Here is a 17,241-nt window from a genome sequence, read left to right as displayed (position 1 = left end):
CGAGGGCGACGCCCTACAGCCCGGCAGGAGCCTTCCGGTACCACCCCGCGATCACGCCGACCAAGTGGACGATATTCTGGGTCCGCATGATCGGGGCCGATGCATTCGGTTCGAAGTCGACGTCGGCCGCTGTGGTGCGCCACAGGCTGGTTTCGGTGACCGGTGCGGCCATGTGGGGGTCGAGGCGCTTGAAGAACTCGGCGATATCGCCGAGTTCGGCGGGGGCGTCACTGCTGCGCAGCTCCCGGAACACCCCGCCCAGTACCCGCCACATACCGACCGAACCGAGCAGCGAGCTGCGGCGCAGCTGCTGCGAGAGCGATTCACCGGCGCTGCGTGCCGCCGCCGGATCCTCCTCGGTGATGGCCGCGAGATCGGAGAAGGCTACGGACATGGCGTCGAGGAAGTCCTTGACCTGCTCGATGACCTCGCCGTCGGTCAGCGTCTGCTCGGCCTTCTTGCTGATCCGGCCACCGGCACCGGCAATCACCGCGCGGGTGATGTCGGCGACATGCTTGGCGCCCATCAGGTTCGGATTCTTCAGGGTCATCCGGTCCTGTTCGGCATCGACGCGCCCTTTCAGCAGCGGGTGGTCGATGACGTCGGACAGCGTGCGGTTGGCGACCTTGTAGTTGTCGAACCGAGCCCGGACTGCGCTGCTGATGCCCTTGGCATTGTCGGCGACGTCGACGAACATCTGCTGCGCTTTGATCGGATCAGGTTCGACATAGATGTCGATGCCGACGTACTCCTGCTTCAGCCGGTCCATCTGCCGCACCAGCTTGTCGCGCTCGGCCTGCAGTTTGGCGGCCCGGTCGACGCTGACCTTGCGGGCCAGTTCGCGGTCGATGGTGGAGATCTCGTCGGTGATGCGCTGCTTCTCGATCGAGACGCCGAGGACCCGGTGCTGTCCGTCGATAGTGCGCAAGGTGGCGATGCCGCCGATTGCCCACGGCACGGTGAGGTAGCCAACCCGGCCCTCCTCGTCGGCCTTGGTGAAGACGCAGCCGCCGCCGTCTCGGGCCAGCAGCGTCGGTGCTACCCAGTCCTGCTTGGTGTCGAGGTACTGACCGAACTGCTTGGCGTGCAGGCGATCTACCTTGCGATTGTCCTTGTCGACGTTGTTCGGATCGGGCACGGGCAGGATCGTCGGCAGGTCGAGCAGCGGAACACGGGTGGAGTACACGGCGCGCCCGCCCTGGATCGTTTTCAGAGCCAGGTAGGTGCTGGAGTCCTGCGGCCTCGAGAGCAGGCGGTGGTCGATGGAAATGGTCATGGCGTCTCCTCTGTGTCGTTGTGATGGGGGGTGGTCGAAGCGGTCATGTGGCTTCGAACACGCCAGCGGTGAGCAAGGCAGCTCATCGCTGGCACTGGGACCACCAGACGGTCACGCCGCGTCCGGCGTTCTTCAGTACCGCGTCGAAGTCGGCCTCGGTGAGACTGTTGCCGACCGAGTAGGAGTAGATGCGGCCGACTCGTTTGCCGTTGGAGATACGGTCTCCCGCTGCGACGGCGCCGCACCGGCCGCTCGCGAAGGTCAGGACGATGCGACAGTCGTGCACCGGCGCACTCGATCCGGTGGCCGGCGGGATCCGACGGTCGCAGTTGGTGATCGCGACATGCTTCGCGTCTTCGGGGTCTGCGTAGTTGAATGCGCTGTGCAGCAGCTCGTTGCCAGCGGACACCGCTACAGCCGTCCACCGCGGTGCGTCGGCGTAGGCCGGACTGGCGGCTGCCGTAACGCCGGCGATACAGGTCAGCAGGATTCCGGTGCTGATCGAGATCTTCATCAGTGCGACTTTCGTTGTAGTAGAGGCCATCGGATGGGAAGCGGGCAGCAGCGTCATTTGACGGCGACGCGGGCGCCGCCAGAGAACATCGAGTCGTGAAACTCGATCGCGGCAGGCGAGGTGCCTTTGGGGACGTCGAACGCGAGGATCACCGAGATCTTGTTGCCGGGGTTGATCTCCGATACCAGATGCTCGTTCAGGTTCATCTCGGCGCGGGTGTCATTGCCGAACACCCGTCCGTAGGCATCGACAAGCTTCTGGTTGTCGCCGAAGTAGGTCTGCGGTCTGTCGGCGGTGTTGGTGACCTCGATGTGAACCAGTATGTATTCGCCCTGGGCCACCCGCTTCAAGAACTGGTTGTCGCCCACGGTCTTCACCGGCGCATCGACCTGGGTGACGACAAAGCTGAATTTGCCGTCTCGTACCTCGGTGCCGACGGGCGCGGCGACCGTGCGTTCGCTTTCCTGCTTCGCCACTTCGTGTGCGGCACTGCCGATCAGCAAGGCGCAGCCGCCGAAGAGCAGGAAGATGCAGGCGAGGAAGCCGCCCAGCACCCAGGGCCAGACGCGCCGCTTCTTCTGGGGCGGGTACGGGTAGAACGGTGCCTGCGGCTGGCCGGTCGAAGGCTGCTGAGGTCTCTCCGGGTTGGTCATGATGATGGTGATCCCTTCGTGTCGTGGTGAATTCAGGCAGCACCGCTGTCGAGGATTTCGGTGACTGAGACCGTGAGCCGGTCGTCCGGTCCGCTGGTGCTGACGCCCTCTTCGTCCGCGATCCGGTAGCTGACTTCGTCGGCGGAGTCGCCGCGGGTGAATGTGAAGTTGTTGATCTGCGGACCGTCCTCGCCGCCCCGGATCTCGTAGACCACCGTCCACTTCTTTCCAGCCGGGATCTCCTGTTGGAAGCGGAAATCGGGATCGACGTGGACGTCGACAAGACAACCGGCCGAGCCGAAGCAGCTCTTCTTCACAGTCGTCAGGGATAGCGAGATCTGGTCAGGTGCCGGATGGAACGCCGGCTTCGGTGTTGCTGTGGCCGTCGTAGATCGGCCGGACTGTGTCGTGGACGGCGCCGTCGCCATGCTGGCGGTGTCGGCATCGCAAGCTGACAACGTCGCCATCAGCAGAGCCGCGGTGGCGGCCGAAAGCCGAATCGCGGTCCGCCGCTGGCGCGCTGACCGAGCGGGTTCAGTCCAGGGCAGGCTTGAACCACGATGTTCGAGCATTTGCGATTTCCTCCAAATTTCTGCTACAGAAGCTTGCGACTCTTGATTTCGCGTGTCGTACTGCCGGTTCCGGCGCAGGCGTCATCGGCACTGAAGGGATCAGTGCTGGCAAAGGGGGTACGAAGGTGTGGAACTTGTCGGCGACCGTTTTGGTACCGACTACGTGTGCTGCGAGAAGCTGTTCCTCGCAACCGCAGATATGTGTCTGCCGAAGCTCTTCGGGGGCGCTTTCTGATCACCCCGGGGTGGTGTTGCGATGACTATCCTCGCATGAGGATGTCGATTTTCGCAACTATCCAGGTGGGAGGTGAATTCGATCGCAGCTTGTCGCAAGTTCCGGGTCAGAAAGGGCAGCCTGGTACGACCGGTTCGTACAGCTGCTCTTGTACCGCAAAAAGTTGCCGCTCAACGGTTTCGGCAAGGTTGGGGTTGTCGAGGAACAGGCCGAACTCGACGTTGCGATGTTCGGCGCTCCGCGAGAAGTTGGCGCTGGTCGCCAGCAGGAAACGGTGGTCGATGACCAGGAGTTTCGCGTGATTGCGAACATACTCGCCGCCGTATGTAGTGGTGCGATAGACGGCGGCAGGGCGCAGATGCGAGGCGACTTCCGTTGTCGTCGGCGACCCGGCTTGGGGCGTCTGGTCGGCAGCCCGGGTGTCCAAGTAGATCCGTACGGACACCCCCGGCCGCCGCGCGGCCCGCTGCAATGCGGTCCAGAACCCGGACGAGCGCTGAAAGTTGAAGGTGGAGCAGGTGATCGATTGGCGAGCACCGTCCATCAGCCGGGTCACCTCGCTGGTGAGACGGCCGGACCGGGCCAACTGCCCAGGTAGCGTCCATAACGGGTCGACGGTGGGGCGGATCGACCGCGCACCCTCGATCGCCCGCAACACTGGAACCACAGCCTGTGGCTCCAACGTTTCGAGTATCGCCCCGACGATCGACCGTCGATTCGGCACGATCATCCGCAGGGCCGAGCTCAGCGTGCTGCCGGAGGCCAGCCGGTCGGCGAGATCCTGGGCCTCGGTGCCCGTGAGTAGTTGGCCGAGATTGCGCGCCGGGTCAGCTGGTGAACTCGAAGAAACCAAGGCTGCTCCCCGGCAGGTCGATCAGGAAGCGGCGGTCCAGGAAACGATTCGCACGCTCGCAGGAGGTTTCCGATGCCATGGCACAGCAGTGGCACGCGGCACCGTGCAGGAAGTCCTCCGGATCCTTCGGGGTGCGGGTGGCGCAAATCGGGTCGGACGAACAGCGTTGTGCCCGCCGCAGTGCATTGCCGACGATCTCGTGCAGCCGGTCTTCTTTGCTGAGTTCCACCAGGCCGCCCAGCGTTCCATCGCTGTCGGAGGCGGTAGTGCAGATCAGTAGGCCCGCGGCGGGTTCACGGCCTTTGGCTGCCTGCCAGGCGTAAAGACGCTCGCTCAGACTGGCGGCGTTGTAGCCGCAGGTCATCGCCATTTCCCGAATTAGGATGTGTGAGAAGGTGTGCAGGAGCCAGTAGCGAGGCGGGCGTAGGCGGTCGTCGGGTTTGAGGTCCTTGGCTGCGGTTTCGGAGTAGCGGTTGGTGAAGTTGCGGGCGTGGGCGGCACGGAGCGCAGCCCACAAGGCGCTCTTCAGAATTTGCTGTTCCCAGGCGTCGACTGCCTTCTCGTCGAACTGAAGGAAGATGCCTTCGCCGCGGTCCTCGGTGGCCACTGTCCACTTGGGGCGAGTCGATCGAGTGAGTGGAACCATTCGGTCGGGGAGGTCGTCGACTCGATCGATCTCGTCGATACGGGTGAAGCCGACCAGCGCGTTGACTTTGCGCAGTGATTCCACCGCCAGCACTCGGTCGATTTGACTCGGGAGCGCAGCGTGCTTGTTCCGCCGGGACAGGGTCAGTCCGCTCTGCGAATCCGGGTGCCGATCTCCCAGCGGATCGGACTGCAGGTAGCGCCATTCCGGAACCAAGAGGTCGATCGGGTCCCACCGTTGTTGTTGCTTGTCTGCTGCGGACTCTTCCGGGGGCGCCATTGCGAGGTCCATCAGCTGCTTCAGCCGGTCGTCGCTGTATCCCGCAACGCCGAATCCCTTTTCCTGCAGGATGTCTCGGGCGAAGTCGAGGTTCTCGGCGTACCGCGCCAGCTTGTCGCCCAGCGCGACCCGGATACGGCTGGCGATTTCCTCGTCGAGCATCTCCTCCTGCTCTGGCATCACGATGACCGACTGGGTGGCCGGAAACCACAGGTTTGACGCGCCGACCAGGATCAGCCGGACCTCGTTTTCGCACGGATAGAAGGCGTCGAGGTGTGCATGCCTCCCCCTGCAGCGGGGCAGCTTGTCGCGCGCTGCCTCACCCTGGGCTTCGTTCATCGCCCGGGACAATCCGCAGGCACCGCATTTGATGGTCGCGACGGCGCCCCTACCGAACGACCGGTCACTCATCGTCAGCGGTGCGGTGCCCTGGACGGCCTCCGTGCATGCTCGGCCACGATGCACCCACAGTTCGTACGGGAATTCGTCGACGTGTCCGTCCTCGCAGGCGAGCAGGTAGCGTGCGGGCACCGCTGGATGTGCACTCGCCTTCTTGTGGCTACCTTTCCTGCCACGGCACTTGTGCTCGAACTGGGCCAGGTCGGTCCGGAATGGGTGGGTGTTCACATAGTTGAAGTAGCCGAGGGGGCCGAGGGTGTCGCAGCTGGTGCAGCGCAGCCACTGCGGGAAGATCCGGGCGGGTACGCCGAGATCGTTTCCCTCTTTGCCGAAGTTGCTCCTACTCGCCTGCCACGGGAAGGGACGCAGCTCGATGTCCCGGTGCGCGCCCTTGATCAGCCGCCGCACCGCCTCCCGCAGTCGGGGCGCGTGGATCGTGGGAATGCCGTCGCGGCGCTGCCAGATCCGGTCCCACTCGTCCAACCCGGTGGGCATGATCGTGAAGTTCGGTAGATCCATGACCGAGCCGGGCCCGTAGGTGTAGATCAACGACGACGGCCGCGCGGAGCCGACCTTCGCCCGGTTCTTCAGAGTGCCCTGCGATTGCGCGGATTCCACATCGCCCAACGGGTCGACGACTTGGGCCTCGTCGAAGATCGGTTCGGTGGCAGTGGCTTCGATGGTCATGTGCGCTCCTAGTCCTGCGCCTCGGGCATGTCCCACTGGGGTGCAGATGCGGGGGCGATATAGGGCAGCCGGTCGGGCAGGGGACTGACCAGCAGGTTGATCTCGGGCTGGACCTCGCGCATCGAGTTGGCGACCTCGAACGGTGGGATATCCAGTGACCCGCGCAAGCCCCTCGCATTGTCGGGGCTGATCAGCAGGGTGCCGACGTGATCGTTCGGCTTCTTGTCGTAATTGAGGGTCTTTCCACGGTCGATGAGATTGGCCCTACGTTTGGTCCAGTTGTCGAGGCGGTTGTTGAGCAGTCTTTCAGCCTGTTCCGCCGCGCTTTCGTCCTGCGCGGCCCGCTTCATTCGCTCGACGAGCCGTTCGATGAGGTCTTCAACATACCCGTGCTCGTTATCGATGTTCCCGGCACCGGCTTCCGGCGACATCCCATCGGTGCGGGCTGCATCGCGCACCCGCGCCGCGCTCACCAGTACACCGTCCACCCCGCGCTCCATCGCGGTCAGTGAATACGGGGTCACCGACAGCGCTTCGACTTTCGAGTAGAAGGTCTCGTGGTAGTGCCTGAACTGCTCGAAGTGGGCGAGGTCGCGGGGCCGTGCCCAGTTTCCGAGCGTCACGACCAGTCCAGGGCGTTCCGGGTCTCGGCCGACGCGGGAGGACGCCTGGATGTATTCGGCGGTGTTCTTCGGCTGGCCGACCACGAGCATCAGCCCGAGTCGGGTGACGTCGACACCGACCTGCAGCATCGAGGTGGCCAGGACCGCGTCGTATGGAACAGCGTCCCGCTTGGTGCCTTTGGCGCCGGTTGCGTCGATCGCCGGATCGAACGAAACCGCCATGCTGTCCAGTACTTTGGTGATGTCGGCGCTGCCCACGCGGGAAGTCAGCTCGGCCGTCCTCAGCTCGTCGAATCCGGTGCCGAACCGCCGCGGCAGCCGTGACCACGGACGCCCCTTGCGCAGCATGGTCTGAATGTCGTCACCCATGTACCGGGCCATGCCGGCCAGCTCACGGGTAGCGCTGAAATAGCCCACCAGTGTCATGTACGGGTCGGCACAGATTCCCGAGGTGTTGAGCAGCAGTTGGCCTGCGGCCATAAGCACTTCGGCGACACGGATCTCGGCGGTGGTCACGCGGACGCCGGTGGTGCTGATTCCCACGTACCGGCGGCCTGGCTTGTCCTCCGACACCGGTTCCGCCTTGGAGAAGAAGGTGTCGCCGGCATCGAGGACCTGCGGCGGGAAGATCGTGACATCGCGCCCGTACAGTTTGCGCACCTGGTCGCCTGCTCGGAAAGCCGTTGCCGTGGAGGCGACGAGCAGGGGGCGGACGGGAGCGCCGGAGGGCGTTTGCCAGCTTGTGATCACATCGACGGCCGCCTCGAACAGGCCGACAGTGGTGCCCAGGGCACCGGTGATCAGGTGCAGCTCGTCCTGGATGATCAGGTCCGGTGGGCGCAGCCGACCAGCCGGTCGCCGGGCCGCCGCGGGGTGAATGCCCTTGGCATTGTGCCTGTTACCGTCCTGGAGCGCACACTGATTGTAGTCGGGGTGCACGTAGCCGTGCCGGTCGCAACGTTCGGAGACATAGCCGAACAGGGCGGCTGCTTCACCTTCCCGGGCCAGCCGAGCGAACTTGTCGACCGTGGCGATCACGAACGACGGTGCGAGCCGGTAGATCTCCTCGTCGACGGTGAGCACCGGAAGTCCGTCGTCCACGGCACCGCCTTGGGAGAACGGGCACTCGGCGAGATCGTCGCTGCAGTAGACTCGCACCCGTCGCTGGACTTCATCGGTCTTCACATCGGCTGCTTCGATCCTGTTGCCGCACCACGGGCAACGCTGGATCTGCAGGGCCGTGAGCCGGTGGCCGCGGCCTTCATTGATGTTCTTCAGCTGGTCGCGAGCTTCTTCGAACCACTTCGGGCTGACCTGGGTACCCACCCACAGCCCAATCCGGAATGGCTCGGTGCCCCAGATTTTTTCGTCTTTGCGGCGTGCTACCTCCGCAGCGCAGACCAGAGCGGTGGCGCGCTGGAACTGCTGGGCGGTCAGCAGCCGCAGGGTGTATCGCATGAGCACGGCGACTCCGGAGAGACCATTCAGCGGCCCCTCGGAGCTCTCGACAACACCCTGCCGACGGCGGACCGCGAAGGTGTAGGCCGCCAAGCCGAGGTAGGCCTCGGTCTTACCACCACCGGTAGGGAAGAACAGCAGCTGTGCTTTGGCGAGGCCACTATTGGTCGAAGAGCCGGAGCGGCGCTCCGCGGTGGGGTCGGTCAGCATCGGCAGCTGCATGAGGATGAATGCCAGCTGGAAAGTGCGCCAGGAATGAGCCAGAGCACCCTTGCTTTTCAGGACCGCGGCACGAGCTTCCTCGATGCTCTCGTCGCGATACTCCTTCTTGGCGCGGCGTTCGGCAACCTGACTGTGGATACGCTGCTCGGCCATCACCTCGTTCATGAACTGGAAGCACTGCAGGGCGGTGTCGTCGGTGAGGAGGTGGAACAGGCCTTCGGCGAGCTGCTGGTGAACTTCACGCGCGTCGGCGACAGCCTCGAGTGCTACCGTCCGCAGGTGCGGAGGCAGTTTCTTCGCCCGCTGCTCTTCGCCATCCAGCCATACCGCGTAGTCGGACACGATCGGCTGCAGGCCGGCCCGCAGCTCGCCTTTGGTCGCCTGGGCCAGCAGCGTCATGTCCAGCAGTGCTTGCACTTCGCCGGCTGTGGTTTGTGGAGTTTCGGTGACTGGGAGCCATGTGGTCCACACCTTCCGCGCCCGCGGGGAGCGAGTTGCGGTGTCCCACTGCTCTTTCGCCCACGTGTCGACCTGCCAGTCGACCGAGCAGGTGCGACCGACCGCGTACTCCAGATGCTTGCGGTATTGAAGGTTCAGCCGGGCGCGGTCGTCGTCCAGCTCCTGGTGAACATCGGTTAGCGGGTCGGATGCCGGTAGGAACACATCCGCACCACCCGCATCGATTTCCAGCCTTGTCTGGTACAGCCAGGCCTCGGTGGGGATGTGCCGACCGGTCTCTCGGTCGTTGCACAGCGCGACCTCGACGAGCAGGCGGTCCTTCTCCCTGTAGCTATCGATGCGCAGCACGACGGTGTCACGCAGGGGCTCTTCTATCGTCTCGCCCGGCTGGAGATCGGCAACGGGGATCTTAACGGGGAAGATAAAGGGGGTGCGTTGGAAACGTGGAGTCTTGCGAGGCTGCTCCTGGTCAGTTGCATCTTCGATCTCGCGCGAGACCCGGTTGTATTGGCCCCAAGAGGCGGTAACGGTGAACGACTCCAGGTCGGCTGGGATCTGGAACCGCAGACCCATGGATGCGGGAATCACCAAGCCGCGCTTGGGCGCCGCGTCCTCCGAGTCGTTCGAACCGGAATCCTCGTCGGCTGCGGTGCTGCTGTCATCCACCGCGGTCACCGGGACGCCGCGGGACTGCTGCGCATCCAGGTCGTCACCGACATCGGTGTCTGGCTGGTCGGTGTCCTTGTCGGTCGGAACACCGCGGTCGGTAATCCGGACCGGGGCGATACGGCCGATGAGGTAGGCCTGGTCGGGAGTGGTTTCGAGTATTTCCTTGTCGCCGTTGGCGGGGCCGAGGAGTTCTCGCTGGAGGATGTCGACCAGGTTTTCGCGGGCGGTGTAAGAGCGGGAATTGGGGGTGTGGGTGAGGCGGTAGGCAGTCGCCGCCGAGGGAGTGGGCGTCGTGGCGTCGTCGATCGAGGTTGTCACTGCTCCCTCTCGGTGAATTCGTCGTCGGCTTGGCCCGGGTCAGGTGTCGACGCTGCGCCCTGGGCTGCTGCGCGGCGGTGGTTTTCCTCAAGCAGACGATCCAGGATTTCTACGCGGGCGGCGGGGCTGACGGTCCAGCGTTGCATTTGGCGGTAAGTGTGGAAGCCGTGGTCGAGGGGGACGTCGGACCAGCCGTATGCGGCCATCACCGCGTGGTCAAGTTCGACGTGGATCTCGCGGAGACGGGTGATATCGGGGTCTGATGTGATGGCGGCGTCGTTGGCGAGGTTATAGAGCTTGGTGAGGCCGATTTCGCGGCGGAGCATCATTTCGCGGCGCTCAGAATCGAGCGTGCGGCCGATGGCGTCGAGGAACTCGGTGGGGACTGGGTGAGGGAAGGTGTCGGCAACGTCGGAGGGACTGTAGTTGACGTCTGTCCGCATCGTCGAGCCAAATTTGATCGCCCACATTTGGTGCACACTGGACGACAACACAGCCTGATCGGCGTGGCTTCGAGTTGCAAAGATCCCTAGTTTGTTGCTGAAAACCTGATCGGTATGGACCCTCATCGGCATGACGGTCTTGCTGACCAGTGCGATGACCAATACCTCGTCGAGGTCGGCAATGGCTCTCCGCATGGCAGGGCGCGGGCGGTGAAACAACCACCATGGTGCCTCACGGACAGCCTTCGATTTGCCCAGCCGCTCCCGTTTCACCCGGTCCAGCAAGCGTGTATAGGGCAACTCGTAGGCGGCCGCTACGTTCTCCGGCTGGTCGTTGAAGTCGATCACCCACCGCGATGCGGACGAATCTGGCCGCGAGTTGAGGTCTTCGCCGTTGAGGTAAGGGAAGAGGACATCGCCATTCCTAGGGTCTACGGCGAGCCAGTCTGCTGCCTCGTCGGGCTCCAATATGAAACCCATGCCGGTGACGTCGCAGCCTTTGAACACCGTCCCGCTGTTCTCGGCGAGCCGCATCGGATTTCCGTCCACCCGCCCAGCAGGTTCCAACAGGGGCGAGATCCGCCGGGCGGCGATGCCATCGGCGATCCGTGGAATATCGTCACCGACCGTTACCCGGGTGCCCCAGACGGCGGCGAACTCAAGGTTCGCGCTGGCAGAGGGCCACCTGCGGCTTTGGGTGGCGCGGGTGAGCGTCAAACCGTCGGAGACGAGGGTGTCGAGACCGACTTCGCGGGTGTCGCCTTGAGCGATGGTGTTGGTAGCGATCAAGCCGAGGTTGCCGCGGGTGGTGAGCATTGACGCGGCGCGTAGCAGGAAGTAAGCGACCAGGTCCGCACTGCCGCGCTGACCCGCAGCAAGGACGTTGACGAACCAGTCCCGCACATCAGTGCCCATGGCGCCGGTAAGTTTGTGGCCACCCAGGAAAGGAGGGTTACCCACGACCGCATCGAACCCGCCGTGGTCGAAGACGTCCGGCACGGCAAGAATCCAGTGCAACGGCCGCCACCGTGAATAGTCTGTCGCCACGGTCGGCGTAAGCCCGTCGGACAGAATCCGATCTAGCATCGCCCGATCACCCGGTCCACCATCAACCGGATAGGCATCCGACACAGCCACATCCAGGTTCTGGTACGCAGCGGTCAGCGCGCGCCCAGGCTTCCCGCCATAGGCCAGCCCAGCAGCCACAACCCCATCTGCGATGGTGGTCAACTGCGCCACCAGCTCCTGGTAGTCCCGCCACTGCCGCCGTTTGGTCGTGGTCGCCCGCTGCGGGTCCCGGTCATCGACCTCTGACGCTAGTGACTGCCGCAGAAGTGCCGCCTTCGCCAGCGTCCCATCCACGTCCGCCTCGAAAAACCTGTGCTGGCCTGACACCTCGTCCGGGTAGATATGCAGGGCCTTCAGCTGCCGCGCATCGGTCAATCCCAGCAGCGCGTTCCCCAGCAGCACCTTGTCGTCCACGAAGGAGAACGGCAGTTTCGGATCCAGCGACACCAGCCACAACGACAGCTTGCACATCTCCACCGCCATCGCATTGATGTCGGCCCCGTACAAGCAGTGCGCCACCACCTCACGGATGGCGTGCAACTGGATCTCATGTGGTGTCCCGAAGACACTCCGGTCCTGCTGCCATGCTTCGACCAGTCGCGCCGCAAGGTATCTCGCGGCGGCCACGAGGAATGCTCCTGAGCCGCAAGCAATATCGGCGATCTTCAGGTTCAGAATCGCTTCCGGCCGAATCAGCTTCCACTCACTCTGATCGGCAGTCTGATGCGGCCCCGGCGAATACACCAGCGGTTCCAGCGCATACCGCACCACTTCTTCCGCCAGGGACCGCGGCGTGTAATGTGCGCCGGCGGACGCCCGGGACGCAGTCTCCACCACCACCACGCCACCAGGCAACACCACGTACGGCTTGTTCCGCAGATCGCGCCGGATGATGCCGATCAACGGCCGCAACCGATTCCGCAACTCCTCGTGCCGGGCTACCGACAGCAACGCCCGCTCGGCGTCCTCCACCTCGCCCACACCACGAATCGCCTTGGCGAGAACAGTTTTCGAAACAGACTTGGCGGCTGGCTGATCCTTCTTCGCCCATGCGATAATCGCGTCGGCCAGCTTCACCGGATCGGAATGCCGTGCCGCAAGCTCTTCCAGCGTGGCGAGCGGGATCTCCGGTTCGGCCCCCTTGGCACCGATCAGACCGACCGTGATCTCCTCGACGGTTTCGGTCGAATAGCCCAGCAGACCTTCGTAGATGTACCCGATCTGCTCGACGTCGATGTCGCGGAAGGAGATTCGCCGCGCATCCTGTCCGCGAGGGGTAGCCACCTGCACTGACCGCAGCACCTCCAGCATGACCCGGTCGGAGACGCTGATCGCCAGCGCACCGGATTCGGTGAGCGCGGTGAGGAATCCGAACCGGTCCGGATCGAACAGCGACCCACCGTAGGACGGGATGCGAATGTCCTCGAAGGAGGCGCCCCGGTACAGCGCGTTCGAGGTGGCGAGGAGTCGATGCCAGGTGTGGAAGGTGCCGTCGAGTGCTTCGCTGCCCTCCAGCTCCTTGCGCTGGTCCAGCTCGTCCAGCTGGTCGCTCAGGCCGTACCCGAGGGTGAACAGCTCACCCTGCGGCAGCAACCCACGCTCCTCGGCGAACAGCAGGAATACCACCCGCATCATCACCGTCACCGCGGCCTCGTACACCAAGGACTTCCGCTTTGGGAGCGGATCCTCCAGTCCCTCGAAGACTTCGGCCAGCGCCGCCTCGGACATGGCCTGCACTAGCAGTTCCACGGCCTGGCGCACCTGCACACCGAGTGCCTCGGTGATCTCCTCAGCGGCGGCGACCGACTCCCCGAACAACTCGGTCAGCCGGTCCTCGGCCTTACCGCCGATCAGGCAGCGTCGCTGTAGCAGTTCGACGAACGCGTTGCGGGTCTGCGGCTCCTCGATCCACGTCTGCGCGTTGACGATGCCGGAGGCGACCATGGTGTCCGGGCGAGCGGACACAATTGCCCACCATCGGCCGTCGGTGACCACGCCGATGCGCACATCGGAGGCACGCAGCAACTCTTCCATCCGGTCGACCGGGCCGGCCGCCCACCCGTCGTCGAGCGGATCCCGCAGCGACGACACCGGATCGGTGACCAGTACCAGCGCCCCGATCATCTCACCGCGGATGAGTGCTCCGGTGGCGGTGACCGTGACCTGGTGGTTCGGGGACTTCACCGCGACAGCGCTGCCCGCGGTGTACATCTGCGCCCACCCGAGAACCTCCCGCAGCACGGTGTCGACCCAGGTGTCCCGCGCCGTTCGATACCGCTCCAGGACCGCGTCGTTGTCCCGGTCGGAATCCCATTCCTCCCAAGCCTTCTCGAATGCGGGCTTGGCCTCACGCAGAACGGCCAGCGCCTCGGCATTCATCGCCGGCATGCCGTTCTCCCAGACCCGCTTCAAGGCGGGGATGGACAGGAACGGGCCGTCGGTGTCGACCAGTTCCAGCCATTCGCGGTGCATATCGGCCGCGGTGGAGGTGCTGCGGCGACGGGACTTCTTCAGGGCGGTGGTCATCGCTGCAGTGCTCCGGGTTCGGCGTCGGCGGGAGTCAGGGCGAACACGACGGCCGCCACCGACACGTAGGGCTTGATGTCGGCGTAACGCTCGCCGACGGCGGTGATTTCGCGCTGCTCTTCCTCGTCGAGATTGTCGCGGCGCTGCTGCATCACGTCGATGTCGCGACGCAACTGTTTGCGCTGATCGTCGGTGAAGAACTGAAGTTCCAGTTCGGCTTGCTGCTCGCGCAGCCGCTTCAGCGAATCGTCCAGGTTGTGCCGGAACGCGGCGTAGATCTCGCGGGTGCGGCTGGCGTCCGCGGCGTGGCGTGCCTGCAGGGCCTTGGCTACGTCGTCCTGCTTGCTTTCGGCGCGACGGTTCATCGCGTTGAGCAACCGGCTCTGCAGGCGAGAACCCTCGACGTTCCACAGGCTCGCCAGCGTGGAACGAACCTGCGGGGATGCCAGTTTCAGATCCGTGTTGTCGAGCGTGGCTTCGAGCAGGTTCTCGACCTTCTGCTCGGCCATGTCGTTACCACGGATACGGATGCCGGTGAGGAACACCTCCTCGTGCAGCCGCAGGCCACCGCGGCCCACCAGCACGAGGCGCGATACCACTGCCACACACGACTGCGGCAGGTCATCGACGACTACCGCGGTCACCCGGCTCACATCCGAGCCGACGCCGAGCAGCTTGCTGCGCAGGATTCGCGCCGATCGCTGCACGAGACCGTGACCGAGATGCACGTGGACCAAGTCGTCGCGGTTCTTCGCGGTGCGGTCGTCGAAGGTCACCGGACGCCAGATGCCGGGTGCGAGGTGGGTGTCCAGTCCACGCAGGGCTGGTTGCCACGCCCCACTCAGGCCGGGGATATCGAAGACCTGGCCGGCGCCGGGCGCGTCCTGAGGATCCAAGGAGTCCGGTTCCTCGAGGTCGAAGACCTGCTCGATGTCGGGGTCGATTGTCTCGATCAGGGTCGGCTGGGCCGTCAGCTCCAGGGCGGTGTCCACCACACGGCGCAGGTTCGCAGGCGTGATGTGCATGCGGAACTTGGTTTCGGTGTAGCTGTTCGCGAGCTCGGTAAGGCGCCGATTGAGTTCCCGGCTTCCGGCCATCATGCTCGAGATGGCGGCGGCGGCACCGTCGTCGGGAACCGACTTCTTGCGCCCGCCACGGCGTTTCGCGACGGTCGGGCTGAAATGCTGCTGCACCTCGTCATCAATCACCTGGTTGACGGAACCGAGGTCGCTGTGGACCGTGCCGACCTTCTCTGCGATGCGGCGCAGAAAGTCCTGGTCGGCACCGAACGTGCTGGAAGTGCGGTCCGGGGCGAACTGGTAGATCAACGGCGTCTGCTTCTGGCCGTAGCGATCGATGCGGCCGATGCGCTGCTCGAGCCGGGACGGGTTGAACGGGATGTCGTAGTTCACCAGCCGGTGGCATTGCGCCTGGAGATCGATGCCCTCGCCCGCGGAGTCGGTGGCGAGTAGCACGCGGACTGGTTCCTTGCTCGGGTCGGCGCTGAACCGGGCCCGGATCTTCTCGCGTTCCTCAGCGTCGGTGAAACCCTGGATCACGGCCAGGCGGTCCTTGTAGCCGCGCTGTTCGAGCACGCCTTTGATCCACTCCAAGGTCGCGGCGTATTCGGTGAACACCACCACGCGCTCGTTGGACCAGACCTTGCGGTCCGGGCGGCACACGCTGTCGAGGAACTCGACGAGGGCCTTCAGCTTCGAATCGGGGCGGTGCGCGAAACCGTTGCCCCAGCTGACCAGCCCGGTGATCTCCTGCGGGGCCGCGGCACTCAGCGGGTCCGATCCTTTGCTGCGGCGCAGCGCCGAGAATTCCGGCTGCTCCGTCTCGCCCTCTTCCTCATCCGACTGGCCGCTGCCGAGCACCTCCTGGTAGTACTCGTCGTCATCGTCGTCCATGGTCGGCAGCCGCCCCGAGGAACCCGCTTCCTCGTAGCGTTGCATCGTGAGCGCGAATGACCAAGGGCTGGACAGGAATCGCTTCTTCAACAGCATTGCGACGATATCGCCGGAGCGGCCGCGACCATTGCGGCGGGCGCTCTCGGTGAGGATGCGGTCCAGCACGCTGAACTTGTCTTGCTCGTCGTCGTCCGGGGTGAACGTGATGGTTTTCAGCTGCCGGGTTTTGAAGTTCTTCTCCGGGATGTCGGTCTTGAGTCGGCGGACGGCGACATCCTTCAGCGCGGTTTCGTCGAGGACGACGCCGCGGGTGAACCGGCGGCCGTCGATCATCTCCAGCAGAGCGGTGAACGACTCGGAATACCCGTTGTGCGGAGTCGCCGACAGAAACAGGCGATGCTCACAGCGCTGGGCGAGTTCCCGAGTGGCGATGGTGCGGTTGCTGTCGACCGCGTAACCACGACGGCCGCCCACTGCGGTCGGGCTTGCTGGCGCTACATGGTGCGCCTCGTCAACCACCAGCACATCGAAGGAATACCGGCGGGCGGTGGACGCCTTGCCTGCCGAGGCATACACCTCGCGCAGCATCTGTTGAGCGCGCAGGGATGGCAACCACGCCATGCTGACGATGACCCGCGGAAACAGCCGGAACGGGTTGGCGTTGAGGCCGTGGCTGCGCCGGACCTGGCGAATCAGGTCGCTGTTGACGATGGTGAAGTCCAGGCCGAATTTCTCCCGCATCTCGTCTTGCCACTTCAACGCCAGGCTGGGCGGGCAGACGATGATCACCGAGCGGGCGCGATGCCGCAGGAGCAGTTCCTGCACGACCAGACCGGCCTCGATGGTCTTGCCGAGGCCGACATCGTCCGCCAGCAGCAGGTTCGTACGGGCGGACTGCAGGGCACGGCGCAGTGGTTCCAACTGGTATGCCTCCACGTTGGCGCCACTGCGGTAGGGGGACTGGAAGGCATCGGCATCCGCGGAGGTGACAGCGCCCCAGCGGACGGCATCGACGAATGCGGCCAGGCGGTTCGGGTCATCGAAGTTCTCCGCGGCGATCTGCTCCGGGAGGCCCTGGTCGGGGGCGACCGTGTGACCCACCTCGAGCTCCCACACCACCTCCAGCTCGTCGCCGAGCCGGTCCTCGGCCAGCGACTGCAGCCCGACCACGTGGGTCAGCCGAGGGTCGCCCTCGTCGGCGGGACTACGGGGCAGACCCTGCTGACGGACATCGGTAACCGCCCAGGTCGAACCGCGAACCGTGACGATCTGGCCCGGTTCCGGCACCGGCGGGAGTGTGCGCCGATCGGCAGCGAAGTGGTGCGGGCTCGCGATCGTCATCCTCGGTCAACCTTCCATGCTGTCCATCGGTGCTGCGCTCACTGGGCGGTGCCGCCCCAACCGACCGCAACGGTGCAGGTCACTGGG

The 17,241-nt window shown here is 64.7% G+C and carries 9 protein-coding genes; all 9 read right to left on the bottom strand.

Annotation, left to right across the window (positions count from 1 at the left end; genetic code table 11):
* Nucleotides 1-13: 13 nt before the first annotated feature.
* The 9 genes from T333_RS15685 to drmD all read right to left on the bottom strand — a co-directional run bounded on the left by T333_RS15685 (nt 14) and on the right by drmD (nt 17,154).
* Nucleotides 14-1,276 carry a DNA sulfur modification protein DndB gene (locus T333_RS15685; RefSeq protein ID WP_496424901.1) on the bottom strand — a complete coding sequence of 421 codons (1,263 nt, stop codon included), beginning with the start codon at nt 1,274-1,276 and terminating at the stop codon, nt 14-16.
* A gap of 82 nt (nt 1,277-1,358) precedes the next feature.
* Nucleotides 1,359-1,790 carry a DUF4189 domain-containing protein gene (locus T333_RS15680; RefSeq protein ID WP_496424900.1) on the bottom strand — a complete coding sequence of 144 codons (432 nt, stop codon included), beginning with the start codon at nt 1,788-1,790 and terminating at the stop codon, nt 1,359-1,361.
* Nucleotides 1,791-1,843: 53 nt separating this feature from the next.
* The gene (locus T333_RS15675; protein ID WP_496424899.1) at nt 1,844-2,443 is read right to left on the bottom strand and encodes a DUF4352 domain-containing protein; all 600 of its coding nucleotides are present in this window, start codon (nt 2,441-2,443) and stop codon (nt 1,844-1,846) included.
* A 32-nt stretch (nt 2,444-2,475) separates the two neighbouring features.
* Nucleotides 2,476-3,015 carry a hypothetical protein gene (locus T333_RS15670; protein ID WP_496424898.1) on the bottom strand — a complete coding sequence of 180 codons (540 nt, stop codon included), beginning with the start codon at nt 3,013-3,015 and terminating at the stop codon, nt 2,476-2,478.
* 341 nt (nt 3,016-3,356) lie between these two features.
* Complete coding sequence (gene drmC, locus T333_RS15665; RefSeq protein ID WP_496424897.1) at nt 3,357-4,103, bottom strand: DISARM system phospholipase D-like protein DrmC; 747 nt, start codon at nt 4,101-4,103, stop codon at nt 3,357-3,359.
* Complete coding sequence (gene drmB / locus T333_RS15660) at nt 4,078-6,114, bottom strand: DrmB family protein (RefSeq protein WP_496424896.1); 2,037 nt, start codon at nt 6,112-6,114, stop codon at nt 4,078-4,080. Before drmB ends, drmC begins: the two co-directional genes overlap by 26 nt.
* A gap of 8 nt (nt 6,115-6,122) precedes the next feature.
* Nucleotides 6,123-9,863, bottom strand: coding sequence for a DISARM system helicase DrmA (drmA, locus tag T333_RS15655; protein ID WP_496424895.1), 3,741 nt, complete (start codon nt 9,861-9,863; stop codon nt 6,123-6,125).
* Entirely contained in the window at nt 9,860-13,900 is a 4,041-nt protein-coding gene (locus T333_RS15650) for a DNA methyltransferase (RefSeq protein ID WP_496424894.1), read from the bottom strand. Before T333_RS15650 ends, drmA begins: the two co-directional genes overlap by 4 nt.
* A complete protein-coding gene (gene drmD / locus T333_RS15645; protein ID WP_496424893.1) occupies nt 13,897-17,154 on the bottom strand; it encodes a DISARM system SNF2-like helicase DrmD in 3,258 nt (1,085 codons plus the stop codon). The genes T333_RS15650 and drmD overlap by 4 nt, the downstream gene beginning before the upstream one ends.
* Between the last annotated feature and the right edge of the window lie 87 nt (nt 17,155-17,241).

The organism is Nocardia sp. CNS-044, assembly GCF_059570515.1.
This window is presented reverse-complemented; position numbering and strand designations above follow the sequence as displayed.